Below are 25,158 nucleotides of genomic sequence, written 5' to 3' on the forward strand. Positions count from 1 at the left end.
GCTCGTCATTCCGGGGCGCGCGTAGCGCGAACCCGGAATCCATTTATCCGCGTCACTAGTGGCCCGATGGATTCCGGGTTCGCCGCTGCGCGGCGCTCCGGAATGACGAGTGGAGAGAGATGCGCGCCTCCGAATGAAGATAGGCGCGCCCGTCCGTTCACGCCGCCGGCTGCACCGCCTTGTCGCCGGCCATCACATGGGTCAGCGCGCTCTTGATCGCGGCCTGGCGCGTCGGCGCGTTGATCTGCGCGCCCAGCAGGTCGGTGACGTAGAACACGTCGCGCGCGCGCTCGCCGAAAGTCGCGACATGGGCCGAGGCGATGTTGAGGTTGAGCTTGGAGATCGCGGTGGTCAGCTCGTAGAGCAGGCCGGGCCGGTCGAGCCCGGAGACCTCGATCACGGTGTAGCGATCGGACCATTGGTTGTTGATCGTCACCTCTGGTTCGATCACGAACGGCTTTGCCTTGCTGCGCACGGTGCGCCGCGCCACCACTTCCGGCAGGCGCAGCTTGCCCTCCAGCACGTCCTCGATCATCTCGCCGATGCGCGTGGCGCGCCGTCCCTCGTCCTCGTCGCGGTCGTATTCGCGCGAGATCGAGATGGTGTCGAGCGCGCGGCCGTCGGTCGTGGTGTAGATCTGGGCGTCGACGATGTTGGCGCCAGCCGAGGCGCAGGCGCCGGCGATGATCGACAGCAGCCAGGGATGGTCGGCGGCGAAGATCGTCAGCTCGGTGACGCCGCGCACCTCGTCGAAACCGACATTGATCGCGAGCTTGTGGCCGGCCTGCTCGCTGGAGCGGACGAAGCGGGCATGGCGGATCTTGCGCGGCAGCTCGACCTTGAGCCAGTAGGCCGGATAGTGCCGGCCGATATAGGCGTCGAGCTCGTCGTTCGGCCATTCGGCGAAAGCCATGCGGAATTCGGCGTGCGCAGCGGCGAGGCGCTTGCCGCGGTCGACTTCCGAGAAGCCGCCGGTCAGCACCGGCTCGGTCTCGTAGTACAGCGAACGCAAGAGCTGCGCCTTCCAGCCGTTCCACACGCCCGGGCCGACGCCGCGGATGTCGGCGGTGGTCAGGATGGTCAAGAGCTTCATCTGCTCCACCGACTGCACCACGGCAGCGAAATTCTCGATGGTCTTGCGATCAGAGAGGTCGCGCGACTGCGCGACCGTGGACATCGTCAGGTGCTCCTCGATCAGCCAGGCCACGAGCTCGGTATCGGCCGGGCTGAAGCCGAGCCGCGGGCAGAGCCGCCGCGCCACCTTGGCGCCGGCGATGGAGTGGTCCTCGGGACGGCCCTTGGCGACGTCGTGCAGCAGCGTTGCGATGTAGATCACCGCGCGGTGCTCGGGCCGGATCTTGCGGAACAGGTCGCTCGCCAGCGCGAACTCCTCGATGCCGCCGCGCTCGATGTCCTGCAGGAAGCCGATGCAGCGGATCAGGTGCTCGTCGACGGTGTAGTGATGATACATGTTGAACTGCATCATCGAAACGATCTTGCCGAAGGCGCGGATGAAGTGACCGAGCACGCCGGTCTCATTCATCCGCCGCAGCACGATCTCGGCATTGTCCGAGGTCAGGATCTCCATGAACAGCCGGTTGGCCTCGGGATTTTCGCGCAAGCCCGCGTTGATCAGGCCGAGCGAGCGCGTCACGTCGCGCATCGCATCCGGATGGAAGGCGAGGTTGTTCTTCTGCGCGAGGCGGAAGATGCGGATCAGATTGACCGGGTCGTGCTTGAACACGTCGGGCGCGGCGACGTTGATGCGGTTGTTGTCGACGATGAAGTCGTCGCTGTCGGGGACGCGCCGCTTCACGGTGCTCGGTCGCAGCCGCGCCATCACCCGGCTCAGCACCGGCGCGGGCTTGGCCTGCTGGTCCTCGAGCTTGGCGCAGAGGATGGCGGTGAGGTTGCCGACTTCCTTGGCGACCAGGAAGTAGTGCTTCATGAAGCGCTCGACGTCCTGCATGCCCGGATGCGAGGTGTAGCCGAGACGGATCGCGATCTCGCGCTGGAGATCGAAGGAGAGGCGCTCCTCGGCGCGACCAGAGTAGAAATGCAGATTGCAGCGCACCGACCAGAGGAAGTCGGCGCAGCGGCGGAAGGTGCGATATTCCTGCGCATCGAACACGCCGCGCCCGACCAGCTCGTGGGTGTCGCGGACGCGGTAGACGTATTTGGCGATCCAGAACAGTGTGTGCAGGTCGCGCAAGGCCCCCTTGCCGTCCTTGACGTTGGGCTCGACCAGATAACGCGACTGGCCGCCGCGGCGGTGGCGCTCCTCGCGCTCGGCGAGCTTTGCGGTGACGAATTCGGACGCGGTGCCCTGCACCACTTCCTTGTCGAAGCGCTCGACGAGCTCGTCATAGAGCGGCTTGTCGCCGGTGAGGAACCGCGTCTCCAGGATCGCGGTGCGGATCGTCATGTCGCCGCGCGCCTGCCGGATCGATTCGTCGACCGATCGCGTGGCGTGACCGACCTTCAAGCCCATGTCCCAGAGGCAATAGAGGATCGCTTCGGCGACCTGCTCGCCCCAGGCGGTCTGCTTGTAAGGCAGGATGAAGAGCAGATCGATGTCCGATTCCGGCGCCATCAGGCCGCGGCCGTAGCCGCCGGTCGCCACCACCGCCATGCGCTCGGCCCCGCTCGGGATCGGCGAGCGGTAGAGATGGCGCGTCGCGGCCGAATACAGGATGCGGATGATCTCGTCCTGCACGTGGCACAGCCGCTCGGCGCAGCGGCGGCCGTGGCGGTCCTTCAGAAGGATCGCCTGGGCGGCGGCGCGCGCCGCGATCAGCTCCGCCTTGAGCAATAGCGCCATCGCCGTGCGGAACGCGTCCTCGCGCCCCTCGTGCTTCTCGGCAAGGGCATCGACCGCTGCGGTGATCCGCGCGGTATCGAAGCGCTCGTCCACCTGTGGCTTCTGCTCAGTCGCGACGCTGTCCATGTCTCACCGGATATAAGAGGTGACAGGCGCTGTCACGAGACATTCGCAAGGGGACGACCGGCGAGTTTGGCCACGCCGAGGAATCGGCTCCGCCCCCCGGGTATCGGTGCCTGGGTAACGTCATGAATGTGCTCAGATTTTTTCATGAATCCCCGGCGGCTCATGACTGCCTCCACCAATCATGGGCTGACACCAAACCGATCGCGCTCTATACCGCTCGTTGATATTCCGGGAGAGAACAACATGGACGCTGCAGAGCTGCGCCGGATGCAGGCCCCGATCAAGGAGCGCTACAAGATCGACCCCAAGGCTGCGCTGATCACGCTGAAGGCCAAGGGCTCCACCGACAACGACGGCATCGCCTGCAAGCTCGAGACCGGCCGCGCCATCGCAACGGCCGGCCTCCATCCCGCCACCGGCGGTTCCGGCCTCGAGCTCTGCTCCGGCGACATGCTGCTCGAAGCCCTGGTCGCCTGTGCCGGCGTCACGCTGAAATCGGTCGCGACCGCGATCGAGGTGCCCTTGAACACCGGCAACGTCTACGCCGAGGGCGATCTCGATTTCCGCGGCACGCTCGGCATCGACAAGGAGACCCCGGTCGGTTTCGCCGAGATCCGTCTCCGCTTCGAGGTCGACACCGACGCCGCCCAAGACAAGCTCGACCTGCTGCTCAAGCTCACCGAGCGCTATTGCGTGGTCTACCAGACCATCAAGAACGGCCCGAAAGTTTCGGTGTCGATGCAGCGGATGTAAGACGCAGGCCGTCATCCCACCGATTGGTGTCGTCCCGGGGCGCGCCGCTTGGCGCGAGCCCGGGACCCATACTCCCAGGCCGTCGTGATTTTCGGACGGCCGTTGCTCCTAGCTCTTAAGCCACCATGGCCTGTGGTTATGGATTCTCAGGTGCGCAATTGCGCACCGGAGCTCGCGCTTCGCGCGCCCCGGAATGACAGATAGAAATGTCCCTCGACCTCCACTTCCTGCTCTTCCTGCTCCTGCGCATGGCGATCGCGGCGGCGTTCGTGGTGACGGCGTCGATCATCACCGAACGCTCGGGACCGGTGATCGGCGCGCTGATCGCGACCCTGCCGGTCTCGGCCGGGCCGTCCTACGTCTTCCTTGCGATCGATCATGACGCCGCGTTCGTCGCGCAGGGCGCGCTGGCGAGCCTGCCGGTCAATGCGGCGACGATCTTGATGTGCCTCACTTACGTTGTGCTATCGCAGCGGCACACTCTCGTGGTGAGTTGCGGAAGCGCTTTCGCGGTATGGATCGGGATGGCCTCGATCATCCGCCAGTTCGACTGGTCGCTCGCGGCGGGGCTGGCCGCCAATCTGATCGCATTCGGCATCTGCATTCCACTGCTCGCGCGCTATCGCCATGCGAAGATGCCGCTGGTGACGCGCCGCTGGTACGATGTGCCGATGCGCGCTGCGCTGGTTGCGACCCTCGTCGCTATCGTGGTCTCGACATCGAGCTGGGTCGGCCCGCGCGTCAGCGGCATCATCGCACTCTTTCCCGTGGTGTTCTCCAGCATCATGGTCATCCTGCACCCGCGCATCGGCGGACCGCCGACCGCCGCCGTGCTCGCCAACTCCGCCTGGGGCCTGCTCGGCTTTGGCATGGCGATTGCGGTGATGCACGTAGCGGTCGTGAAATTTGGATTGGCGGTAGGTTTTTCGCTCGCGCTTGCAACCTGCGTGGTGTGGAACCTGATGCTGTGGTGGCGTGGACGCAGAAGGCTGCGCATCGAAACGTAAGCATTGTGTCCAGGATTTTTTGCGGGCTCTAGCCGGTAGTTCCGCGGTGTTTGACGGCGGGTTTCCGATAGTGTCGTTAATTTAATCTTCGTGTCTTGACCCTACACTTGCTCGTTGTCCGTAGAGACGGCGCCGTTGAGGGCTACAGTTCCACCAGTACGAAAAGTTGTGAACGTCGAGCCGAAAGGCTCGAGCGCGAGCGCGACGCTGCGCACGCCATGCAAATGATTTCTCGTCGAGGAGATACTTGAATGTTCGGTCGCAAGTCCAACACTGATGCACAAGCGCGGCTCGATGCCATCGGCCGATCGCAGGCGATGATCGAATTCAATCTTGATGGGACGATCGTCACGGCCAACAAGAATTTTCTCGACGCACTCGGCTACCGGCTTGAGGAGATCCAGGGCAAGCATCACTCGATGTTCGTGCCGGCCGACCAGCGCGACAGCGCCGAGTACAAGGCATTCTGGGCTGCATTGAACCGTGGCGAGTATCAGGCGCGCGAGTTCAAGCGGATCGCGAAAGACGGCCGCGAGGTCTGGATCGAGGCATCCTACAATCCGGTGCTCGACGGCAACGGCAAGACGGTGATGGTCGCCAAGATTGCGACCGACATCACCGAGAAGAAGATCCGCAGCATGACGGACGCCTCCAAGATCGCTGCGATCGGCCGCGCCCAGGCCGTCATCGAGTTCAAGCTCGACGGCACCATCGTCTCGGCCAACGAGAATTTCTGCAAGGCGCTCGGCTATTCGTTCGACGAGATCAAGGGCAAGCATCACAGCCTGTTCGTGGCCGAGGCCGATCGAAACAGCCCGCCCTATCGCGAATTCTGGGCCGCGCTCAACCGCGGCGAATACCAGGCGGGCGAGTTCAAGCGCATCGGCAAGGGCGGCCGCGAGGTCTGGATCCTCGCCTCCTACAATCCGTTGCTCGACGAAAACGGCAAGCCGTACGGCGTGGTCAAGTTCGCGACCGACGTCACTGCGGAGAAGCTGAAGAATGCCGATCTCGCCGGCCAGATCGCGGCGATCGACAAGGCCCAGGCCGTGATCGAGTTCAACATGGACGGCACGATCATCACCGCCAATGCCAACTTCCTCGGCGCGCTCGGCTATTCGCTGGCCGAGATCAAGGGCCGCCACCACAGCATGTTCGTCGAGCCCTCCGAGCGCGACGGCGCCGGCTATCGCGAGTTCTGGGCGGCGCTCAATCGCGGCCAGTATCAGGCGGCCGAATACAAGCGCATCGGCAAGGGCGGCAAGGAGGTCTACATCCAGGCCTCCTACAATCCGATCCTCGACCTCAACGGCAAGCCGTTCAAGGTCGTCAAATACGCCACCGACGTCACCAAGCAGGTCCTGGTCCGCATGGGCAATGAGCGCGTGCGCGGCATGATGGAATCGGTCGCCGCCGGCTCGGAGGAGCTCAACGCCTCGGTGCGGGAGATCTCCGAGGCCATGACCAAGTCGCGCGAGACCGCGATGAGCGCGGTCGAGCAGGTCGGCGCCGCCGACGCGCAGGCCCAGCGCCTCACCGAGGCCGCGCAGGCGATGAGCGGCATCGTCGAGATGATCAACAACATCACGGGGCAGATCAACCTGCTCGCGCTGAATGCCACGATCGAGTCCGCTCGCGCCGGTGAGGCCGGGCGCGGCTTTGCCGTGGTGGCGTCCGAAGTCAAGAGCCTCGCCAACCAGGCCAAGCAGGCGACCGACAAGATCGGCCAGGAGATCGGCAGCCTCAACAGCATCTCCGGCGACGTCGTCAGCGCGCTCGGCTCGATCAAGCAGGCGATCAACAATGTCAGCGAGTACGTGACCTCGACCGCCGCCGCGATCGAGGAGCAGAGCACGGTGACCAACGAGATGTCGACCAGCATGCAGCGCGCCGCCGCGGAAGCCGCCGCGATCGCGGCGAGGGGCTAGGCCGGGCTCGGAATTGTAGGGTGGGCCAAAGGTGCGCTCTTTGCGCGCCGTGCCCACCATATCTCCCCGATCGCTTCAGGGAGCGGTGGGCACGCTCCGCTTTGCCCACCCTCCGGCATCATCACTGCTTCGGCAGCTTCGCCTTCAGCGCATACAGCGCATCCAGCGCCTCGCGCGGCGACATCTCGTCGGGGTGCAGCGCCTTCACCGCCTCCATCAGCAGCTCCGCTTCGCTCGGCGGCGCGGCTTCAGTGGCGGCGCGCGAAGGGACAGCGAACAGCGGCAGATCGTCCACCAGGGCTCGCGCGGTCTGGCCGCGGTCCTGCGCTTCCAGCTTCGACAGCACCGATTTGGCGCGCGTGATCACCGCCGGCGGCAGGCCGGCGAGTTTCGCCACCTGGATGCCGTAGGAGCGGTCGGCCGAGCCCGGCAGCACCTCGTGCAGGAACACGACGTTGCCCTGCCATTCCTTCACCCGCACCGTGGCGTTGAACATCCGCGGCAGTTTCGCCGCGAGCGCGGTCAGCTCGTGATAATGCGTCGCGAACAAGGTTCGGCAGCGGTTGCTCTCGTGCAGATGCTCGATCGCGGCCCAGGCGATCGAGAGGCCGTCGAAGGTCGCGGTGCCGCGGCCGATCTCATCGAGGATGACGAGCGAGCGCTCGCCGGCCTGGTTCAGGATCGCCGCGGTCTCGACCATCTCCACCATGAAGGTGGAGCGGCCGCGGGCGAGATCGTCGGCGGCGCCGACGCGCGAGAACAGGCGGTCGACGATGCCGATCCGCGCGCGCGTCGCCGGCACGAAGCTGCCGATCTGGGCCATCAAGGCGATCAGCGCGTTCTGGCGCAGGAAGGTCGATTTACCGGCCATGTTGGGACCGGTGAGCAGCCAGAGCTGGCCTGCCCCCACCCTACCCTCCCCCGCCTGCGGGGGAGGGTAGGGTTGAGGTACGGGAGAGAGGTCGCAGGCATTGGCGATGAACGGCTCGCCGTTGCGCTTCAGGGCCTGCTCGACCACGGGATGGCGGCCGGCCTCGATCGCAAAGCCGAGGGAATCGTCCACCTCCGGTCGCACGTAATTCTCGTCGACGGCGAGCTTGGCCAGCGAGGTCGCGACGTCGAGCAGCGCAAAACCTTGCGCCGCGGCGCGCAGATCGTCGCTGATCGCGAGCGCCTTGGCGCAGAGCCGCTCGAAGATCTCGAGCTCGAGGCCGAGCGCGCGGTCGCCGGCATTGGCGATCTTGGCCTCGATCTCTCCTAACTCGGCGGTGGTGAAGCGCACCTGTCCCGCCAGCGTCTGGCGATGGATGAAGGTCGCGTTCAGCGGCGGCGACATCAGCTTGTCGCCGTGCTGGGCGGTAACCTCGACGAAATAGCCGAGCACGTTGTTGTGCCGGATCTTGAGGCCCTTGACGCCGGTTTGGTCGGCGTAACGGGCCTGCATCGAGGCCACGACCAGACGTGAGGCATCACGCAGGTTGCGCGCTTCGTCCAGCGCCGGCTCGTAGCCCTGGCGCACGAAGCCGCCGTCGCGCTTGATCAGCGGCAGCTGCTCGTCGAGCGCGCTGGCGAACTCGGCAGCAAGCGCGCGCGACGGCCGCTGCAGCGCCGCCATCACCGCCGCGATTTCCTGCGGCGGCCGATCCATTTCGGAGAGCCGCGTCAGCACCTGGTCGGCGGCGATGATGCCGTCGCGGATGCCGGCGAGGTCGCGCGGCCCGCCGCGGCCGACCGAGAGCCGTGCCAGAGCGCGCGACATGTCGGGCGCGCCGCGCAGGATGCTGCGGATGTCCTCGCGCGCGGCGGAATCGGCCACGAAGGCGCTGACCGCATCTAACCGGCGGGCGATCGCCGGCGCATCGGTCAGCGGCGCCGCCAGACGCTGCGCCAGCAGGCGGGAGCCTGCCGAGGTCACGGTGCAGTCGATCGCATCCAGCAACGAGCCGCGGCGTTCGCCGGCGAGCGTGCGCGTCAGCTCGAGATTGGCGCGCGTCGCCGGGTCGATCGCCATGGTCGCGCCCGAGGCCTCACGCGCGGGCGGCGACAGCGGCGGATGCTTACCGACCTGGGTGCGGTCGACATAGGTGACGGCGGCGGCCGCGGCGGTGGCTTCCAGGCGCGTCAGCTGCGCGAGCCCGTCCATGGTCGCGACGGCAAAATAGTCGCACAGCCGCTTCTCGGCGGTGGCGCCGTCGAAGACGTCGCGGGTCAGCGGCGTCACCGCCGGCAGCTCGCGCAAGGTCTGGCCGAGCTCGTTGTCGCTGTAGAGGGCGTCCGTGACGATCGCCTCGTTCGGGTTGATGCGCGCCAGCGTCGCGGCGAGCTCGCTACCCGAGACCTCGGTGACCATGAATTCGGCCGTCGAGATGTCGATCCAGGCAAGGCCGAAGCGGTCGCCGCCGGCGGAGGAGCGTGCCCGCGCGATCGCCAGCAGGTAATTGTTGGCACGCGCATCGAGCAGCGTGTCCTCGGTCAGCGTGCCCGGCGTCACCAGCCGCACCACGCCGCGGCGCACCACGCTCTTGTTGCCGCGCGCTTTCGCAGCCGCGGGATCCTCGGTCTGCTCGCAGACCGCGACCCGATGCCCGGCGCTGATGAGACGATGCAGATAATCCTCTGAGCGCTCGACCGGCACGCCGCACATCGGGATATCCGCGCCCTGGTGCTTGCCGCGCTTGGTCAGGACGATGCCGAGCGTCCTCGAGGCGATCTCGGCGTCCTCGAAGAACAGCTCGTAAAAGTCGCCCATCCGGTAGAACAGCAGCAAGCCCTGATGAGCTGCCTTGATCTCCAGATACTGCTCCATCATCGGCGTGACGCGCGCGGCAGTCTCGGCCTGCGGCGCGGGCGTGTCGTCGGCGGGCGGAACTTGTATCGGCTGTTGCATCGTCATGGGCGGCGCAACCTACAAAATTTCGCCACTTGCTCCTATCGCTTTGGCCGGAGCGGCGAGGTTTTCCACGTTGTCCGCAGTGGGGACGCGAGGTGCTGCCACATTCTCGGTCGTCATTTCGCGTTCGCGCCAAATGGCACGCCCCGGAATGACGGCTGCCCCGCGAAACCGTCAATTGACCTGCCGCGGGCGCCCTCCTAAAACTCCGCCGACGTTGAAGAATTTGGCCGGATCGCGGCATTCAGGGAGAACAACGATGCGTGACGTCTTTATCTGCGATGCCGTGCGGACCCCGATCGGCCGTTTCGGCGGCTCGCTCGCCAAGGTGCGTGCCGACGATCTCGCCGCCGCCCCGATCAAGGCGCTGATGGCCAAGCACCCCAAGCTCGACTGGGCGCAGGTGGACGAAGTGTTCTTCGGCTGCGCCAACCAGGCCGGCGAGGACAATCGCAACGTCGCGCGCATGGCGCTGCTGCTGGCGGGCCTGCCGGATTCGGTTCCCGGCCAGACCCTGAACCGGCTTTGTGCCTCGGGCCTCGATGCGGTCGGCGCCGCGGGCCGCGCCATCCGTTCCGGCGAGATTGAGTTCGCCATTGCCGGCGGCGTCGAGTCGATGACCCGCGCGCCGTTCGTGATGGGCAAGGCGCAGGAAGCCTTCTCGCGCTCGGCCGAGATCTTCGACACCACGATCGGCTGGCGCTTCATCAATCCGCTGCTGAAGGCGCAGTACGGCGTCGACGCCATGCCGGAGACCGGCGAGAACGTCGCCGAGGAGTTCCAGGTCTCGCGCGCCGATCAGGACGCCTTCGCCATCCGCTCGCAGCAGCGCGCAGGCGCTGCGATCGCAGCCGGCTATTTCGCGGAAGAAATCACGCCCATCACCATTCCCGGCGGCAAGGCCGGCCCGATCACCATCGACAAGGACGAGCATCCGCGCCCCGAGACCACGCTGGAAGGTCTCGCCAAGTTGAAGCCGATTGTGCGCAATCCTGGCACTGTGACCGCCGGCAACGCCTCCGGCGTCAATGACGGCGCCGCCGCCATGATCCTGGCCTCGGAAGCCGCAGTTAAGAAGCACGGCCTGACCCCGCGGGCCCGCATCCTCGGTCTTGCGTCGGCCGGCGTGCCGCCGCGGATCATGGGTATCGGCCCGGTGCCCGCGACCCGCAAGCTGATGGAGCGCCTCGGCAAGAAGATCAGCGATTTCGACCTGATCGAGCTGAACGAAGCTTTCGCTTCGCAAGGCATCGCCTGCATGCGCCAGCTCGGCGTCGCCGATGACGCCGATTTCGTCAATCCGCATGGCGGCGCCATCGCGCTTGGCCATCCGCTCGGCATGAGCGGCGCCCGCCTCGCGCTCACAGCCGTGCACGGCATGGAGAAGCGCGGCGGCAAGCTGGCGCTCGCCACCATGTGCGTCGGCGTCGGCCAGGGCGTCGCGGTTGCGATCGAAAAGCTGAATTGAACTCTCTCTTCCCTCTCCCCGCTTGCGGGGAGAGGGTTGGGGTGAGGGGGAGTCTCCGCAAGGACGGTGACAGTTGGACTCGCGGAGAGCCCCCCTCACCCGGAATTTGCTGTCGCAAATTCCGGCCTCTCCCCGCAAGCGGGGAGAGGCGAAGAGCCCGGGCTCGCTCAATTCTCTCGCGTCCCGGAAAGACAGGGAGGAAATAACCTGTGATCATCGAGCGCGAGAAGGACGTCACGGCCGCGGCCCTGGCGGTGATGGAGCGGACATCCGATCCGCGGCTGCGCGATATCATGGTCTCCCTGGTCAAGCATTTGCACGCCTTCGTCCGCGATGTCAGGCTGACCGAGAAGGAGTTCCGCGATGCCACGGCAATCGTGGCCGAGCTCGGCAAGCTGACCACCGATACGCATAACGAAGTCGTGCTGATGGCGGGGTCGCTTGGCGTTTCCTCGCTGGTGTGCCTGCTCAACAACGGCGATCAGGGCAATACGGAGACCGATCACTCATTGCTCGGGCCGTTCTGGCGGTTGAATTCGCCCCGGGTCGAGAATGGCGGATCCATCGTGCGCTCGGAAACACCGGGCGCCACGCTGTTCGTCCGCGGCCGCGTCGTCGATAAGGACGGCCGTCCGGTCGCCGGTGCCGAGGTCGATGTCTGGCACGCCTCGCCGGTCGGCCTTTACGAGAACCAGGACCCCGAGCAGGCCGACATGAACCTGCGCGGCAAGTTCACGACAGATTCCGACGGGCGCTTTTCCTTCCGGTCAGTGATGATGGTCGGCTATCCCATTCCGACCGATGGTGTCGTCGGCCGCCTGCTCGCGGCGCAGGCCCGCCACCCCTATCGTCCCGCGCATCTGCATGCCCTGATCTTCAAGCCCGGATTCAAGGTGCTGATCTCGCAGGTCTATGATCCCAGCGACCCCCATATCGACAGCGACGTGCAGTTCGGTGTGACACAGGCGCTGATCGGCAAGTTCGTGCGCCACGACACGCCGCATCCGACGGCGAAGGACGCCTCCGTGCCCTGGTATTCGCTCGACCATGCCTACCGGCTCGAGGCCGGAGAGGCGGTGCTTCCACGCGCGCCGATCAGGTAGGAGCGGCCGGCGGCCATGCGCAGGAACGCCGCTAAACCGGCTTTCCCAAATTAGTTATATCCTATAATGATTGGCGAAAGCGTTGACCGGCCGGACCATGATGGCCGGGGAGGAGTTCGCCAATGACATTCATCTATCCCACCGGCAGCAACGCGGCGCATCCGCTGCCGCTGTCGCCCGACTACAAGAGCTCGATCAAGCGCGCGCCGCACAAGCCCTTGATCCCGATGCCCCATACGCTGTCGGAGCTGACCGGGCCGGTCTACGGCCACGAGACCGTGCGCGCGGGCGACAACGACCTCACCCGCCAGCACGTGGGCGAGCCGCTCGGCGAGCGCATCATCGTGCATGGCCATGTGCGCGACGAGGACGGCCGCGGCGTGCCGAACTCGCTCGTCGAGATCTGGCAGGCTAATTCCTGCGGCCGTTATGTCCACGTCCGTGATCAGCATCCGGCGCCGCTCGATCCGAATTTCACCGGCGCGGGCCGCACCGTGAGCGATGCGTCCGGCTATTATCGCTTCGTCACCATCAAGCCCGGCGCCTATCCCTGGGGCAATCACCACAACGCCTGGCGGCCTGCGCACATCCATCTGTCGGTGTTCGGCCATTCCTTCGTCACGCGCCTCGTGACGCAGATGTATTTCCCGAACGATCCCTTGTTCCCGTTCGACCCGATCTTCAACTCGGTGCCGGACGAGAAGGCGCGGGCGCGGATGGTCTCGTCGTTCGACTTGGAGAATACCCAGCCCGAATGGGCGCTGTGCTACCGCTTCGACATCGTGCTGCGCGGCAAGGACGCCACCCCCATGGAGAACCATTAAGTGCAAGAGTCCGCGAAGCCCGACGGGATCACCCCATCGCAGACGGTCGGTCCCTTCTTCAAATACGGCCTGACGCCGACCGGCGAGTACGCCTGGAACGACGCGTTCACAAACTCGACGCTGACGCCCGATGTCACCGGCGATCGCATCCGCATCGAGGGCCGGGTGTTCGATGGCGACGGCGTGGCCGTCCCCGATTGCATGCTGGAGATCTGGCAGGCGGATGCGCAGGGCCGATTCGCCGATCCCCAGGACAAGCGCGCGCTGCCGAATGCGAGCTTCCGCGGCTTTGCCCGCTGTGGCACCGACAAGGACGGCAACTATTCTTTCGAGACCATCAGGCCGGGCGTTGTGCCGGATCCCGAGGGCAAGCCGCAGGCGCCGCACATCCTGCTTGCGGTGTTTGGCCGCGGCATGCTCAGGCATCTCTACACCCGCATCTATTTCAACGACGAGGCCGGCAACGCCGCCGATCCCGTGCTGGCGCTGGTGCCTGCCGATCGCCGCGCCACGATCACTGCGGTCCGCGAGGCCGGCAAGCCGGTCTACCGGCTCGACCTGCACCTGCAGGGCGACAACGAGACGGTGTTCTTCGACGTATGAGGGCAGGGCGTGCCGGGGAGGCCTGCTCCTCGGCACACATATCTCATTCGGCGCATCGGAGCCGGTGCTGCGTTGCCGCATCAGACTCGAACGTTGATTTTGCGCGGTTGTGCGTCAGCCTCGCTGACTCAATACCGATGCCTTGATGTCCATTTCCCCGTATTCATGCGGGGTTCGTGAAATACAATTCCGGCGCGAATCAATCCCGTATTTACCGTAGTCGTCTAGGATGGCCGCAGTTTCGACGCCGACCTGGATTGTTTCATGAAATTTCGTCTGTCCTTGTCCTCTGCGATCGTCGCGTTTGGCGTCGTTCTCGCCATTGGTTTCGCCGCCGTTGTTTCGACCAGCCTGTACGCCCTAAAAGAGCTCAAGGTCGGCGGTCCGCTCTATTCCGACATCAAGCTCGGCAACGACCTCATCGCCGACATCCTACCGCCGCCCGAATACATCATCGAAGCCTATCTCGAGGCGACGCTGGCCATGCGCGAGCCGGACCAGCTGGCGGCCCACGGCGAACGTCTGGTGCAGCTCCGCAAGGACTACGACGAGCGCAAGGCGTTCTGGGTCTCCTCCAGCCTTTCGGCCGACCTCAAGACCGCGCTGGTGTCGAAATCCGATGCGGAGGTGCAGAAATTCTGGAAGGCGTCGGATCAGCTTCTGCCCGCCCTCAAGGCCAAGGACGCGGCGGCCTCCGAGCGCGTCTATGCGCAGCTCAAGGAGGCCTATACCGCGCATCGCGCCGTCATCGACAGCATCGTCGAGAGTGCCAACAAGCGGAATGCCGCCATGGAGAAGCTGGCCGCGGACCGCGACAGCGCGATGCTCTATATCCTCCTCGGCGTCTCCATCGCCGTTCTCGCCTTCGTCACCGCCGGCCTGCTGGGTGTGGCCCTCGGCGTGGTGCGCCCGATCGTGCGCATGACGGACACGATGCAGAAGCTCGCGACCGGCGATCTCGCCGCCGACATTCCGTTCGCCCAGCGCCAGGACGAGGTCGGCTCGATGGCGGGCGCGCTTGTGGTGTTCAAGCAGGCGGCGGTCGAGAACTCCCGTCTGCGCGAGGAGCAGTTGCGGCAGGAGCAGGCGGCGGCGCTCGCCAAGCGCTCCGCCCTGCATCAGATGGCCGAAACGGTCGAACGCGAGACCGGCCGCTCGGTCGATACCGCGACTGCGGCGACGCAGGGCGTGGAGCAAGCCGCTTCCGGCCTCTCTGAGATCGCAAAGTCGCTCTCTGCGCAGTCGCAGGCGGTGGCGGCGGCCTCGACGCAGGCGCTCGGCAGTTCGCAGGCCGTCTCGGCTGCGGCCGAAGAACTGAGCGCCTCGATCCGCGAGATCACGAGCCAGGTCGCGCGGACCAGCACCGTCACCAAATCGGCGGTCGCCGGCCGCGAGCAGGCGCGTTCGACCATTCAGGCGCTGGCCGGATCGGTGAAGAAGATCGCGGAGGTCTCCGACCTCATCGGCGGCATCGCAGGCCAGACCAACCTGCTGGCGCTCAACGCGACGATCGAGGCGGCGCGCGCCGGCGAGGCCGGCCGCGGCTTTGCGGTTGTTGCCGCCGAAGTGAAATCCCTGTCCGACCAGACCGCCAAATCCACCGAGGAGATCGGGCGGCTGATTGCCGAGATCCAGGCCTCGACGCAGGCCGCGGTCGACGCCGTCGAGGCCATGGGAGGCCACATCATCGAGATCGACGGCGTGGCGACTTCGGTCGCTGCCGCGATGGAACAGCAGGATGCCGCGACCCGGGAGATCACGCGGTCGATTTCCGAATCGGCCTCCGCCGCACAGGAGGTCTCGGCCAAGATCGGCGACGTCAGCCGCGATGCCGCCTCCGTCAACCAGCGCGCCGCGGATGTGAGGCAGGCGATCGCCGGGATGACGGCCAATCTCGATCAACTGCGTGCGATCGTCGTGCGGACGGTGCGCGACTCGACCGAAGCAGCCTGAGCCGGCGGCAGCCGCTGGTGCCCGGGCATGTGATCGTGCAGTATGACGGGGGACAGGGGCATCGTGGTTCATGACATCTCCACAATTGCTGGCGGTAGTTGAGCCCGCCCGACTGACGGCCGCGCTGCGCCGGGGCGGCGCGCTGGATGCAGGCGCCGTCCGCGAGGTAAAGGTGCTGCATCAACGCGACACCGTGGTGTCGCATATCGTCAGGCTTGGGGTGCGCTATGTCGGCGAATCCGCCGGTGCTCCGCAGTCGCTGATCCTCAAGACGCCCAATGCCGCTTTCGCCAAGCGCCTCGCCAATGGCGGCCGGCGCGAGGTGGGCTATTACACGCAGCTGGTGCCGCAGATGCCGCCGGGACTCGTCCCGCGCTGCTTTGACGGGCATTTCGACGAGGACAGCTTCGCCTGGCATCTGCTGCTGGAAGATCTCACCGACAGCCACGAGATCGCGACCACCTGGCCGGTGCCGCCGTCGCGCGAGCAGACGTTCGCCATCGTCACGACGCTGGCGCGCTGGCATGCAGCCTGGTGGGACCATCCGAGCCTCGGCGACACCGTCGGCACCTGGGCGAGCGTGGAGGACCGCGCGCAACGCATGGAGACGTTCGCGGGGCTTTACGATCGCTTTGCCGATCTTCTCGGCGATCGCCTCAGCGAAGAGCGGCGGATCCTCTACCGTCGGCTGATCGACCAGTCGGAGCGGCTGTCCCAGCGTTACCATGCACGCCGCCACCTCAGCATCACGCATGGCGACGCCCATGTCTGGAATTTCCTGCTGCCGCGCACGGGCGTCGATGACACCGTGCGCATCTTTGATTTCGACCTTTGGAGCATCGACATTCCGACCCACGACCTCGCCTACATGATGGCGATGCATTGGTATCCGGAACGCCGGCAGGCGCTCGAACGGCTGCTGCTCAATCTCTACCACGACACGCTGGTCGAGAGCGGCATCAGCGGCTACACCCGCGGCGCGCTCGATCGCGACTACCGCTGGGCGGTGCTCTGGCAGATCACGCGGCCGGTCTGGCAGTGGAGCATCAACATCCCGCCGCTGATCTGGTGGAACAATCTGGAACGGGCGTTTGCGGCCGTGGACGATTTGGGCTGCGAGGAGCTGTTGTAGCGCTGATCGTGTGGCAAGTCGTCATTGCGAGGAGCGCTTGCGACGAAGCAATCCAGGGTGTTTTCGCGGATACAATCTGGATTGCTTCGCTGCGCTCGCAATGACGGTGTGAAGCGCCAAAGTCCGATAACTACTCCATCACCGCATGCTCCGGCCCCGCCGCCTGCTTGCGCAGCGTGGCCTTGGTCGAGCCGATCAGCAGAGCGAGCGGGATGGTGCAGAGGATGAAGAGCATCACCAGCTGGTAGTCGTGCGCGAAAGCGATGATCTGCGCCTGCACGCTGACCATCCGGTCGGCCATGGCGCGGCCGGCGTCGGTGGACAAATTGATCAGGCCGCTGACACCAGGCATCTGCAGCGCGTGGTTGAACGGATTGACGTGCTCGGAGAGGATCGCATAGGTCCGCCGCGTGCCCTGCGACAGCTCGGCGATGACGACGGAAATGCCGACCGAGCTCGCGACGTTGCGCACCAGGGTCAGCATCGCGGTGCCGTCGGTGCGCAGCTCGTTCGACAGCGTCAGGAACGCCACGGTCGAGAGCGGCACGAAGACGAGGCCGAAGCCAAAGCCCTGGATGACGCTGACGGTGACGATCTCCGGCACCTGGGTCAGATCGGTCCAGCCGGTCATCTGGAACAGCGAGCCCGCCGTCAGCGTCAGGCCGCAGATGATCAGCGTGCGCGCCTCGATATGACGCATCATGCGGCCGACCAGCATCATGGCGAAGAAGGTGCCGATGCCGCGGGTCGCCAGCAGCAGGCCGGCGGTGATGATGGGATAGCCGATCACGTTCTGCATGTAGGGCGAGGCGAGCGCCATGGTCGAGAACAGCACGAGCCCCATCACGATCATGAACAGGCAGCCGGTGACGAAGTTGCGGTCGCGGAACAGGGCGAAGCGGATGAAGGGGGTCGAGGTCGTGAAGGAATGCGCGAGGAAGAAGTACAACGCGACGGCCGAGACGATGAACTCGGCGAGGATCTCGTTCGATTCCAGCCAGCCCAATTGCTCGCCGCGGTCGAGCGCGAGCTGCAGCGCGCCGATCGCAACCGCCAGCGCGGCGAAACCGAACCAGTCGAATCTGAGGCTGAGGTTCTTCTCGGTCTCGTCCATGAAGACGATCAGCCCGAGCACGGTGATGGCGCCGAACGGCAGATTGACGAAGAAGACCCAGTGCCAGGAATAGGTCTCGGTGAGCCAAGCCCCGAGTGAGGGGCCCATGATCGGGCCCATCATCACGCCCATGCCCCAGATCGACATCGCCTTGGCGCGTTCCTGGAGCGTGTAATAGTCGAGCATGACCGATTGTGACAGCGGCACCAGCGCCGCGCCGAACATGCCCTGCAGCAGGCGGAACAGCACCATCTGGTTGATGTCCTGCGCGAGGCCGCACAGCACCGACGCCATGGTGAAGCCGGCCGAGCAGATGATGAAGATGCGCTTGCGGCCGAAGCGGTTGGCGATCCAGCCGACCGGCGCCGTCATGATCGCGGCGGCGACGATGTAGGAGGTCAGCACCCAGTTGATCTGGTCCTGCGAGGCCGACAGCGTGCCCTGCATGTAGGGCAGCGCGACGTTGGCGATGGTGGTGTCCAGCGCCTGCATGATGGTCGCGGTCATGGCGCAGATCGTCACCATGTTCCGGCGCAGGCCGGGGACCATCAGGCTGGCATTGGGGCCGGACATCGCGCCAGTCCTTGCTTATTCTTGATCCTGGCCCGCGGTCGCGGACAGGCCGAGCAGGCCGGCGAGCGTTCGCTTGTGTCCGGTGTCGATGGTGGCGTAGACGCTCATGCCGGCTTTCAGCTTCCGCACATATTTGTCGTTCTCGTCGAAATAGATGCGGATCGGGACGCGCTGCACCACCTTGACGAAATTGCCCATGGCGTTCTGCGGCGGCAGGATCGCGAATTGCGCGCCGGTGCCGGGCGAGAGCGAGCCGATCTTGCCCTTGAAGACATGGTTGGGGAACGCGTCAACCTCGAGCGTGACCGCCTGGCCTTCGGTGACATAGGTGAGGTCGCTCTCCTTCGGATTGGCATCGACCCAGGGATGGGCGACGTCGATGATGGAGAACACCGGCGTGCCGGCGGGGACATAGCGGCCGAGCTGAATCTGCTCGACCTGGGTCGCTACACCATCCATCGGCGCGCGCAAGACGGTATGGTCGAGGTTGCGCTGCGCGTCATCCAGCTTGGCTTTCGCCTGAGCGTAGGGCGGGAATTGCTCGAGCGGCAGATCAGGGTTGCCGAGCAACTGGGTCTTTGCGTTGGAGAGCTGCTGCTTGATGTACTGCGCCTGCGCCCCGGCGGTGACTAGTGCATTGGAGGCGTTGTCGAGATCGAGCTGGGAGCCGAAATTGTTCTTCACCAGCGCCTGCTTGCGCTCGACGTCGCGCTGCTTCAGATCGATGCCCTGCTGGGCGAGGCCCAGCATGTCGCCATAGATCTTGATGTTGGCGACGAGGTTGTCATAGGTCGTGCGCGCCTGCGCGAGCTGCGCCTTGGCCTCCTCGACCGCGAGGCGGAACGGAACAGGGTCGATCTCGAACAGTTCGTCGCCCCGCTTGACTGACTGGCCTTCCTTCACGATCACTTTCAGGATCTTGCCGGAGATGTCGGGCGTCACCAACACCTTCTGTGCGCCGACATAGGCATCGTCGGTGCCGACATAGCGGCCTCCATGCAGGTAGAAGGTGACGCCTCCGATGGCGACAATGACCGGCAGCACGACCAGGAGCAGGAATCGGCGATAGCGGCGCAGGCCCGCCAGCAGGCGGCGGCGCGGTTCGGTGCCGGCCTTCTTGGTCGGCTTGCCGCTGTCGCTCTTCGGCTCGGGCTGGAACTTGATGACCTGATCAGCCATGGCGCTGCTCCTTGCGTGCTTGCTCCGTGCCGGATGTCTGGATCGCGGTTCGCACGTTTTCCTTGATGGTTTCGAGTTGGGTGAGGAGGCGGTGCGCATCCGCCGGATTGATGCCGTCGAGCGCGTTCGCCGTCAGCTCCGACTTCAGGCCACTCATGCGGCCGAGCAATTGCCGTCCGGCCTTCTTGAGATACAGGCGCTTGACCCGGCGGTCCGAAGCGTCGCTGCGGCGCTCGATCCAGTCGTTGTCGCAGAGCTTGTCGATCAGCCGCGTCAGCGTGATCGGCTGCATCTCCAGCAGCTCGGCGAGCTCGGACTGCTTCATCCCCTCGCTGCGCTCCACCTTGGCCAGCACTGCCCATTGTGCCCGGGTGATGCCGAAGCGCGAGGCCTCCTTGTCGGCATAGACGCGCAAGAGGCGATAGAGCTCACCGAGCGTGAACAGGAAATTCTGGTCGACCGACCCGCGCGTCATGAGCGTCGTCTCCAATAAGCTTTGCATATAATAAGCAAGCTTATGATTATTTCACGGACCGGTGGCGCGGTGCTGTCCCGCGGGAGGAGCATGGCTGGCAGCCGGGCGGCTCGTCGTGCTTTGGGTTCCCCGGCCGAAATGCTAGAAGACGGCGACATGAGCCTCGCAAAGCCGGCATTCCCCGCGCCCGACCATGATCACGGCCGCTGCACCGCGGACGCGCTTGCGCATGCCGAGGTGGTCTGCCAGCAGCGCGCGCAGAAATTCACGCCGATCCGCCGCCAGGTGCTGGGTGCTTTGCTCTCCAGCCACCGCCCGCTCGGCGCCTACGAAATCATCGACGAGCTTGCCAAATCGATGGCGCGGCCGGCACCGATCACGATCTATCGTGCGCTCGATTTCCTGATGGCCAACGGCCTCGTGCATCGCATCGAAAGCCGCAACGCCTATCTCGCTTGCGCAGCCCACGACCACGATTCGACCTCGGCGGTGGCGTTCCTGATCTGCGAGCGCTGCGGTCTGGTCGGCGAGATTCCCTCGGCGTCCTTCGCCAAGGACCTCAACGCCGCCGCGCGCAGCTCAGGCTTCGCGCCAAAGCTGTCTGTGGTGGAGATCACGGGCGTCTGCACGCATTGTCAGAAAATGTCTTGAAGCAATAACGGCGCAAAGCCGGATTCTTGGAAAGAAATGTCCGCACCTCAAGCCATACCGTCCGCCGGTCGTCCCCTCAGTGCCGGCGCCATCGCCCTGATGCTCATGCTGTGCCTGACCTGGGGGTTCAACCAGATCGCGGTGAAGCTGGTGCTGCCGGACATCCCGCCGATGCTTCAGGCCACCATCCGCTCGATGGGCGCGCTGCCGGTGCTGTTCATCATCGGCACCTTTCGTGGCGTCAAGTTCTTCGAGCGTGACGGCACCTGGAAGCCGGGCCTGTTCGCCGGGCTGATGTTCGGCATCGAATTCGTGTTGATCTTCCAGGGGCTGCACTTCACGTCTGCTTCCCGTGCGGTGGTGTTCCTCTACACCGCGCCGTTCTTCGTGGCGCTCGGCTCCTATCAGGTGCTCGGCGAACGACTTGGCGCCTCGCAATGGCTGGGCCTCGCCATCAGCTTTGCCGGTGTCGCGCTTGCGATCGGCGTGCCGCAGCCCAATGTCGATTCGCATGTCCTGCTCGGCGATCTCATGATTGTCGGCGGCGCCGCGCTGTGGGCCGCGACGACGCTGGTCGCCAAGAGCACCCGTCTGCGCTTCGCCGCCCCCGAGAAGGCGCTGGGCTACCAGGTCGCGACCTCGATCCCCATCCTCGGGACCGCGGCCTGGCTGTTCGGCGAATCCATCACCCACACGCCGAGCCCGCTATCGCTCGGCCTGATGGCGTTCCAGGCGATCTGGGTGGTGGGAACCACGTTCACGCTTTGGTTCGCGCTGGTGAAGGCCTATTCGGCCAGCAAATTGTCCGCTTTTACCTTCATCACCCCTTTGTTTGGCGTGGTGGGTAGCTATTTCATCATGCACGACACCCTCAGCCTGACATTCGGGGCCGCAGCGGTCCTTGTAATTGCTGGGCTTTTCCTGGTTAACCGTCCCAGCCCATCGGCTGCGGCGCCGCGTGATGCATTGCTGAACGTCACCAAAACCTGATATTTGGACCGCCATGAACAAGCTCGAAAACCCTCTCGATTCAGACATTGCGGGCCCGGCGCCCCGGCACCGGACCACCCAGGTCAAGGTCGGCAACGTCGCTGTGGGCGGCGGTGCGCCGATCGTCGTGCAGTCGATGACCAACACCGACACCGCCGATGTCGAAAGCACCATCGCCCAGGTCGCAGCGCTCGCGCGCGCCGGCTCCGAAATGGTCCGCATCACCGTGGACCGCGAGGAAGCCGCGGCCGCCGTTCCGTACATCCGCGATGGCCTCGCCAAGCGCGGCATCAATACGCCGCTGATCGGCGACTTCCATTATATCGGGCACAAGCTGCTCGCGGCCTATCCGGCCTGCGCGGAAGCATTGGCCAAATACCGCATCAATCCCGGCAATGTCGGCTTCAAGGACAAGCGCGACACCCAGTTCGCCGACATCATCGAGATCGCGAACAAGAACAACAAGCCGGTGCGCATCGGCGCCAATTGGGGCTCGCTCGACCAGGAGCTCTTGACCAAGCTGATGGACGAGAACGCGGCCTCGCCCAACCCGCGCGACGTGCGCGCGGTGACGCGCGAGGCCATGGTGCAGTCGGCGCTGCTCTCGGCCGCGCGCGCCGAAGAGCTCGGCATGCCCAAGGACCGCATCATCCTCTCCGCGAAAGTCTCTGCGGTGCAGGATCTGATCGCGGTCTACCAGGATCTTGCGGCGCGTTCGGACTACGCCATCCATCTCGGTCTCACCGAAGCCGGCATGGGCTCGAAGGGCATCGTGGCGTCCTCGGCCGCGCTCGGCATCCTCCTGCAGCAGGGCATCGGCGACACCATCCGCATCTCGCTGACGCCCGAGCCCGGCGGCGACCGCACCCGCGAGGTGCAGGTCGGCCAGGAGCTCTTGCAGACCATGGGCTTCCGCACCTTCGTGCCGCTGGTTGCGGCCTGCCCCGGCTGCGGCCGCACCACCTCGACCACGTTCCAAGAACTGGCCCGCTCGATCCAGGATTTCATCCGCGACGAGATGCCGACCTGGAAGACCAAATACCCCGGTGTCGAGGAGCTCAACGTCGCGGTGATGGGCTGCATCGTCAACGGCCCCGGCGAGTCCAAGCACGCCAATATCGGCATCTCGCTGCCCGGCACCGGCGAAGCGCCGGCCGCGCCCGTCTTCGTCGACGGCAAGAAGTTCCGCACGCTGCGCGGCCCGACCATCTCCGCCGACTTCAAGGCGCTGGTGATCGACTACATCGACCAGCGCTACGGCCAAGGCGCCAAGGTGCCGGCGCCTGCGGCGGAGTAAGCATCTCTTCAACATCGGAATCGTAGGACGGGTTAGCGCAGCATAACCCGCCTTATTTTTTGCGGACGCGAAGTGGCGGGTTACGCTTCGCTAACCCGCCCTACATTGCTACGATGGCTCCCAATCAAGAACGATCGGGAGACACGCCATGAGCTCACTCGCCGGCAAGCAGGGCCCGCGCTATCGCCACACCGCTGAAGGCGGCGCGCCCTACGAGACCATCGCCGTCGAGAAGCTCACGCCCATCATCGGCGCGGAAATCAGTGGCGTCGGTATCGGCAAGCTCGTCGATGGCGATGCCCGCTCCAACCGGCAGATGGACGAGATCCACCGTGCGCTGGCCGAGAACCTCGTCATCTTCTTCCGCGACCAGCACATCACGCCGCAGCAGCATCTCGCCTTCGGCCGCAAGTTCGGCGAGTTGCATTTTCATCCCGCAGCCCCCCACGAGGACGAAGACCCCGCCTTGATGAAGATCTATGCGGACAAGAACTCGCCGCGCGCCAATGGCGAGGGCTGGCACTCCGACGTGTCCTGCGATCTCGAGCCGCCAATGGGCTCGATCCTCTACATCAAGCAATGCCCGCCGCGCGGCGGGGACACGCTGTTCGCCAACATGTATGCGGCCTATGAGGCGCTCTCGGAGCGCATGAAGGCCTATCTCGACGGCTTGACGGCGCTGCACGACGGCGAGCCGATCTATCGCGGGCTCTATGCCAATTATGGCGTTGCCGATCGTCCCTCCTATCCCCATGCCGAGCATCCCGTCGTGCGCACGCATCCGGTCACGGCTAAGAAGGCGCTCTACGTCAACCGCGGCTTCACCCGCCACATCAACGGCATCCCGCGCGACGAGAGCGATGCGATGCTCGCCTATCTCTACCAGCACGCCGAAAACCCGCTGTTCCAGTGCCGCTTCCGCTGGACCGAGAACGCGATCGCGTTCTGGGACAACCGCTGCACCCAGCACCGCGCGATGTGGGACTACTGGCCGCATACGCGTTCCGGCACGCGCGTGACGGTGAAGGGGGAGCGGCCGGTGTAATGGGCCGGGCTCGGGAGACCAATATCAATCAGTCGGCTTCGCGCAAAAGGAAAGCCCCGGACGCGAGACCGGGGCTTCGTTTGTCGAAGAACGGCCAAAGTCAGTACTTGGCGGCGATCGGACCACCGAAGCGGTAATTGATGCGGGCGGTGACGATGTCGACATCCTGGCGGATCGTATCACCGCGCGTGACCCCCGGAACGATCGACGAGCTAAAGGTGATGTCGCGATGGCCCATGAACAGGTGATCGTATTCGAGCGCCAGCGACCAGTTCGGCGCGAAACCGTATTCGATGCCGGTACCCACGACGCCGCCCCAGCGGGTCTCGGTGGCGCGATCAAACACCTCGCCGGTGCTGGTGGTCACGCCCTCGTACTTGTCGCGGGTGACCGCGGCGCCGCCCTTCACGTACCAGAGAACGTTGTTCCAGCTGTAGCCGACCTGGCCGGTGAATAGGCCGAGCGCATCAACCTTGGAGCGGTTGGTGAAATTGCCGTAGAACAAGCTGGAATTGGAGCCGGTGAAGTCGGCCCAGTTGCCCTGCGCCTCAACACCGAACACCCAATTGGTGGCCTGCCAGCGATAGCCGATCTGACCACCGACGGTGGCGCCACTCGCATCGTGACAGCCTTCCCGGAAGGGCGGCGCAACGGTGAAGCCGGCATCGTTGTAGATGTTCCAGCACTTGTCGGCCCAGCCGCCACCGCCGTTGATGCCGACGTAGAAGCCGCTCCAGTCGTAGATGGGAGCGATTGCGGGTGCCTTGGTGTAGGGGCGGGCTGCAAGGTCAGCGGCCGAAGCAGTGCCTGTGAACAGCACCATCAGAGAGGCGGTTGCGAATGCGAGTTTCTTCATTTGACCCCGTAGACATTCAATGGACGATTCGAATTCAACCCGCCCTAAATACCGCCTAATTGCGCATTCGTCCGTCGCTCCGCCGCAACAGTCGCCGACAATCTCCACGAGCGCGCGAACCGCGCGATTGCCAGTGCCGCATCGCGCGGCGACACAATCGGGATTTTCATTTTTTCTCAAATAGTTGGTTGCTCGCGCGATGGCCGGCCTGATCGCCAAGACAGGGCGTCCTGGGGTCAGACGGCGCGTTGACGCTCGGACCTCCCTGCGTCAAGTTGATCAAGAGCAAAAAGCACCTTCGAAGATCGGGGCGTGCTTCGTGCCGGGGGACTTCAACTTCCTCACCGAAAGCCGTGCCGGCACCGGCATG

General features: G+C 65.1%; 19 protein-coding genes. 13 read left to right on the top strand and 6 right to left on the bottom strand.

What is annotated here, in order from left to right:
* Positions 1 to 157 precede the first annotated feature (157 nt).
* Positions 158 to 2,947, bottom strand: a complete 2,790-nt coding sequence (locus ABIA40_RS31880; RefSeq protein WP_157285340.1) for a [protein-PII] uridylyltransferase — start codon at positions 2,945 to 2,947, stop codon at positions 158 to 160.
* A gap of 243 nt (positions 2,948 to 3,190) precedes the next feature.
* Between ABIA40_RS31880 and ABIA40_RS31885 the strand changes: the two genes are divergently transcribed.
* From ABIA40_RS31885 to ABIA40_RS31895, 3 genes are all read left to right on the top strand, one after another.
* Positions 3,191 to 3,700, top strand: a complete 510-nt coding sequence (locus tag ABIA40_RS31885; protein ID WP_404545208.1) for an OsmC family protein — start codon at positions 3,191 to 3,193, stop codon at positions 3,698 to 3,700.
* A gap of 206 nt (positions 3,701 to 3,906) precedes the next feature.
* Positions 3,907 to 4,707 carry a hypothetical protein gene (locus tag ABIA40_RS31890; protein WP_404545210.1) on the top strand — a complete coding sequence of 267 codons (801 nt, stop codon included), beginning with the start codon at positions 3,907 to 3,909 and terminating at the stop codon, positions 4,705 to 4,707.
* 251 nt (positions 4,708 to 4,958) lie between these two features.
* The gene (locus ABIA40_RS31895; RefSeq protein ID WP_404545211.1) at positions 4,959 to 6,635 is read left to right on the top strand and encodes a PAS domain S-box protein; all 1,677 of its coding nucleotides are present in this window, start codon (positions 4,959 to 4,961) and stop codon (positions 6,633 to 6,635) included.
* A gap of 121 nt (positions 6,636 to 6,756) precedes the next feature.
* Here the strand turns inward: ABIA40_RS31895 and mutS are convergent, their stop codons facing one another.
* Complete coding sequence (mutS, locus tag ABIA40_RS31900) at positions 6,757 to 9,528, bottom strand: DNA mismatch repair protein MutS (RefSeq protein ID WP_404545214.1); 2,772 nt, start codon at positions 9,526 to 9,528, stop codon at positions 6,757 to 6,759.
* Between the two features lie 256 nt (positions 9,529 to 9,784).
* Here mutS and pcaF point away from each other — a divergent pair, with 256 nt between their 5' ends.
* The 6 genes from pcaF to ABIA40_RS31930 all read left to right on the top strand — a co-directional run bounded on the left by pcaF (position 9,785) and on the right by ABIA40_RS31930 (position 16,608).
* Positions 9,785 to 10,993 (top strand): 3-oxoadipyl-CoA thiolase, encoded by a 1,209-nt coding sequence (gene pcaF, locus ABIA40_RS31905; RefSeq protein WP_404545215.1) that lies wholly within the window; start codon positions 9,785 to 9,787, stop codon positions 10,991 to 10,993.
* Between the two features lie 209 nt (positions 10,994 to 11,202).
* Positions 11,203 to 12,096, top strand: coding sequence for a dioxygenase (locus ABIA40_RS31910; protein ID WP_404545217.1), 894 nt, complete (start codon positions 11,203 to 11,205; stop codon positions 12,094 to 12,096).
* A gap of 122 nt (positions 12,097 to 12,218) precedes the next feature.
* Positions 12,219 to 12,920, top strand: coding sequence for a protocatechuate 3,4-dioxygenase subunit beta (gene pcaH / locus ABIA40_RS31915; protein WP_404545218.1), 702 nt, complete (start codon positions 12,219 to 12,221; stop codon positions 12,918 to 12,920).
* Entirely contained in the window at positions 12,921 to 13,523 is a 603-nt protein-coding gene (pcaG, locus tag ABIA40_RS31920; RefSeq protein WP_271541708.1) for a protocatechuate 3,4-dioxygenase subunit alpha, read from the top strand.
* A 264-nt stretch (positions 13,524 to 13,787) separates the two neighbouring features.
* On the top strand, positions 13,788 to 15,476 hold the full coding sequence (locus ABIA40_RS31925; protein WP_404545220.1) for a methyl-accepting chemotaxis protein: 1,689 nt from the start codon (positions 13,788 to 13,790) through the stop codon (positions 15,474 to 15,476).
* A 70-nt stretch (positions 15,477 to 15,546) separates the two neighbouring features.
* A complete protein-coding gene (locus ABIA40_RS31930; protein WP_404545221.1) occupies positions 15,547 to 16,608 on the top strand; it encodes a phosphotransferase in 1,062 nt (353 codons plus the stop codon).
* Positions 16,609 to 16,738: 130 nt separating this feature from the next.
* On the opposite strand, the gene ABIA40_RS31935 is transcribed toward ABIA40_RS31930, so the two are convergent.
* From ABIA40_RS31935 to ABIA40_RS31945, 3 genes are read right to left on the bottom strand one after another with little or no spacing between them, the layout of a single operon-like run.
* Positions 16,739 to 18,295, bottom strand: coding sequence for an MDR family MFS transporter (locus ABIA40_RS31935; protein WP_404545223.1), 1,557 nt, complete (start codon positions 18,293 to 18,295; stop codon positions 16,739 to 16,741).
* Between the two features lie 15 nt (positions 18,296 to 18,310).
* Positions 18,311 to 19,474: an HlyD family secretion protein gene (locus tag ABIA40_RS31940; RefSeq protein WP_404545225.1), complete on the bottom strand. Its 1,164-nt coding sequence runs from the start codon at positions 19,472 to 19,474 to the stop codon at positions 18,311 to 18,313.
* On the bottom strand, positions 19,467 to 19,949 hold the full coding sequence (locus ABIA40_RS31945; RefSeq protein ID WP_157285353.1) for a MarR family winged helix-turn-helix transcriptional regulator: 483 nt from the start codon (positions 19,947 to 19,949) through the stop codon (positions 19,467 to 19,469). The genes ABIA40_RS31940 and ABIA40_RS31945 overlap by 8 nt, the downstream gene beginning before the upstream one ends.
* Before the next feature lie 156 nt (positions 19,950 to 20,105).
* On the opposite strand from ABIA40_RS31945, the gene ABIA40_RS31950 reads away from it, so the two are divergent.
* The 4 genes from ABIA40_RS31950 (at position 20,106) to ABIA40_RS31965 (ending at position 23,932) form a co-directional block, all read left to right on the top strand.
* Positions 20,106 to 20,600 carry a Fur family transcriptional regulator gene (locus ABIA40_RS31950; protein ID WP_404545227.1) on the top strand — a complete coding sequence of 165 codons (495 nt, stop codon included), beginning with the start codon at positions 20,106 to 20,108 and terminating at the stop codon, positions 20,598 to 20,600.
* Between the two features lie 36 nt (positions 20,601 to 20,636).
* A complete protein-coding gene (locus ABIA40_RS31955) occupies positions 20,637 to 21,590 on the top strand; it encodes a DMT family transporter (RefSeq protein WP_271541718.1) in 954 nt (317 codons plus the stop codon).
* Positions 21,591 to 21,603: 13 nt separating this feature from the next.
* Positions 21,604 to 22,887, top strand: a complete 1,284-nt coding sequence (gene ispG / locus ABIA40_RS31960) for a flavodoxin-dependent (E)-4-hydroxy-3-methylbut-2-enyl-diphosphate synthase (protein ID WP_271541720.1) — start codon at positions 21,604 to 21,606, stop codon at positions 22,885 to 22,887.
* 148 nt (positions 22,888 to 23,035) lie between these two features.
* On the top strand, positions 23,036 to 23,932 hold the full coding sequence (locus ABIA40_RS31965) for a TauD/TfdA dioxygenase family protein (protein ID WP_404545229.1): 897 nt from the start codon (positions 23,036 to 23,038) through the stop codon (positions 23,930 to 23,932).
* A 100-nt stretch (positions 23,933 to 24,032) separates the two neighbouring features.
* On the opposite strand, the gene ABIA40_RS31970 is transcribed toward ABIA40_RS31965, so the two are convergent.
* Positions 24,033 to 24,788, bottom strand: a complete 756-nt coding sequence (locus ABIA40_RS31970; protein ID WP_271541724.1) for an outer membrane protein — start codon at positions 24,786 to 24,788, stop codon at positions 24,033 to 24,035.
* Between the last annotated feature and the right edge of the window lie 370 nt (positions 24,789 to 25,158).

Source organism: Bradyrhizobium sp. USDA 223 (genome assembly GCF_044909005.1).
GTDB classification, from domain to species: Bacteria; Pseudomonadota; Alphaproteobacteria; order Rhizobiales; family Xanthobacteraceae; genus Bradyrhizobium; species Bradyrhizobium yuanmingense.

What these genes read in the sequence shown, in the direction of transcription:
- ABIA40_RS31880 (WP_157285340.1), bottom strand. Translation starts at nt 2,947, where the DNA reads ATGGACAGCGTCGCGACTGAGCAGAAGCCACAGGTGGACGAGCGCTTC.
- ABIA40_RS31885 (WP_404545208.1), top strand. Translation starts at nt 3,191, where the DNA reads ATGGACGCTGCAGAGCTGCGCCGGATGCAGGCCCCGATCAAGGAGCGC.
- ABIA40_RS31890 (WP_404545210.1), top strand. Translation starts at nt 3,907, where the DNA reads ATGTCCCTCGACCTCCACTTCCTGCTCTTCCTGCTCCTGCGCATGGCG.
- ABIA40_RS31895 (WP_404545211.1), top strand. Translation starts at nt 4,959, where the DNA reads ATGTTCGGTCGCAAGTCCAACACTGATGCACAAGCGCGGCTCGATGCC.
- mutS (WP_404545214.1), bottom strand. Translation starts at nt 9,528, where the DNA reads ATGACGATGCAACAGCCGATACAAGTTCCGCCCGCCGACGACACGCCC.
- pcaF (WP_404545215.1), top strand. Translation starts at nt 9,785, where the DNA reads ATGCGTGACGTCTTTATCTGCGATGCCGTGCGGACCCCGATCGGCCGT.
- pcaH (WP_404545218.1), top strand. Translation starts at nt 12,219, where the DNA reads ATGACATTCATCTATCCCACCGGCAGCAACGCGGCGCATCCGCTGCCG.
- ABIA40_RS31925 (WP_404545220.1), top strand. Translation starts at nt 13,788, where the DNA reads ATGAAATTTCGTCTGTCCTTGTCCTCTGCGATCGTCGCGTTTGGCGTC.
- ABIA40_RS31930 (WP_404545221.1), top strand. Translation starts at nt 15,547, where the DNA reads ATGACATCTCCACAATTGCTGGCGGTAGTTGAGCCCGCCCGACTGACG.
- ABIA40_RS31935 (WP_404545223.1), bottom strand. Translation starts at nt 18,295, where the DNA reads ATGTCCGGCCCCAATGCCAGCCTGATGGTCCCCGGCCTGCGCCGGAAC.
- ABIA40_RS31940 (WP_404545225.1), bottom strand. Translation starts at nt 19,474, where the DNA reads ATGGCTGATCAGGTCATCAAGTTCCAGCCCGAGCCGAAGAGCGACAGC.
- ABIA40_RS31945 (WP_157285353.1), bottom strand. Translation starts at nt 19,949, where the DNA reads ATGACGCGCGGGTCGGTCGACCAGAATTTCCTGTTCACGCTCGGTGAG.
- ABIA40_RS31950 (WP_404545227.1), top strand. Translation starts at nt 20,106, where the DNA reads ATGAGCCTCGCAAAGCCGGCATTCCCCGCGCCCGACCATGATCACGGC.
- ABIA40_RS31955 (WP_271541718.1), top strand. Translation starts at nt 20,637, where the DNA reads ATGTCCGCACCTCAAGCCATACCGTCCGCCGGTCGTCCCCTCAGTGCC.
- ispG (WP_271541720.1), top strand. Translation starts at nt 21,604, where the DNA reads ATGAACAAGCTCGAAAACCCTCTCGATTCAGACATTGCGGGCCCGGCG.
- ABIA40_RS31965 (WP_404545229.1), top strand. Translation starts at nt 23,036, where the DNA reads ATGAGCTCACTCGCCGGCAAGCAGGGCCCGCGCTATCGCCACACCGCT.
- ABIA40_RS31970 (WP_271541724.1), bottom strand. Translation starts at nt 24,788, where the DNA reads ATGAAGAAACTCGCATTCGCAACCGCCTCTCTGATGGTGCTGTTCACA.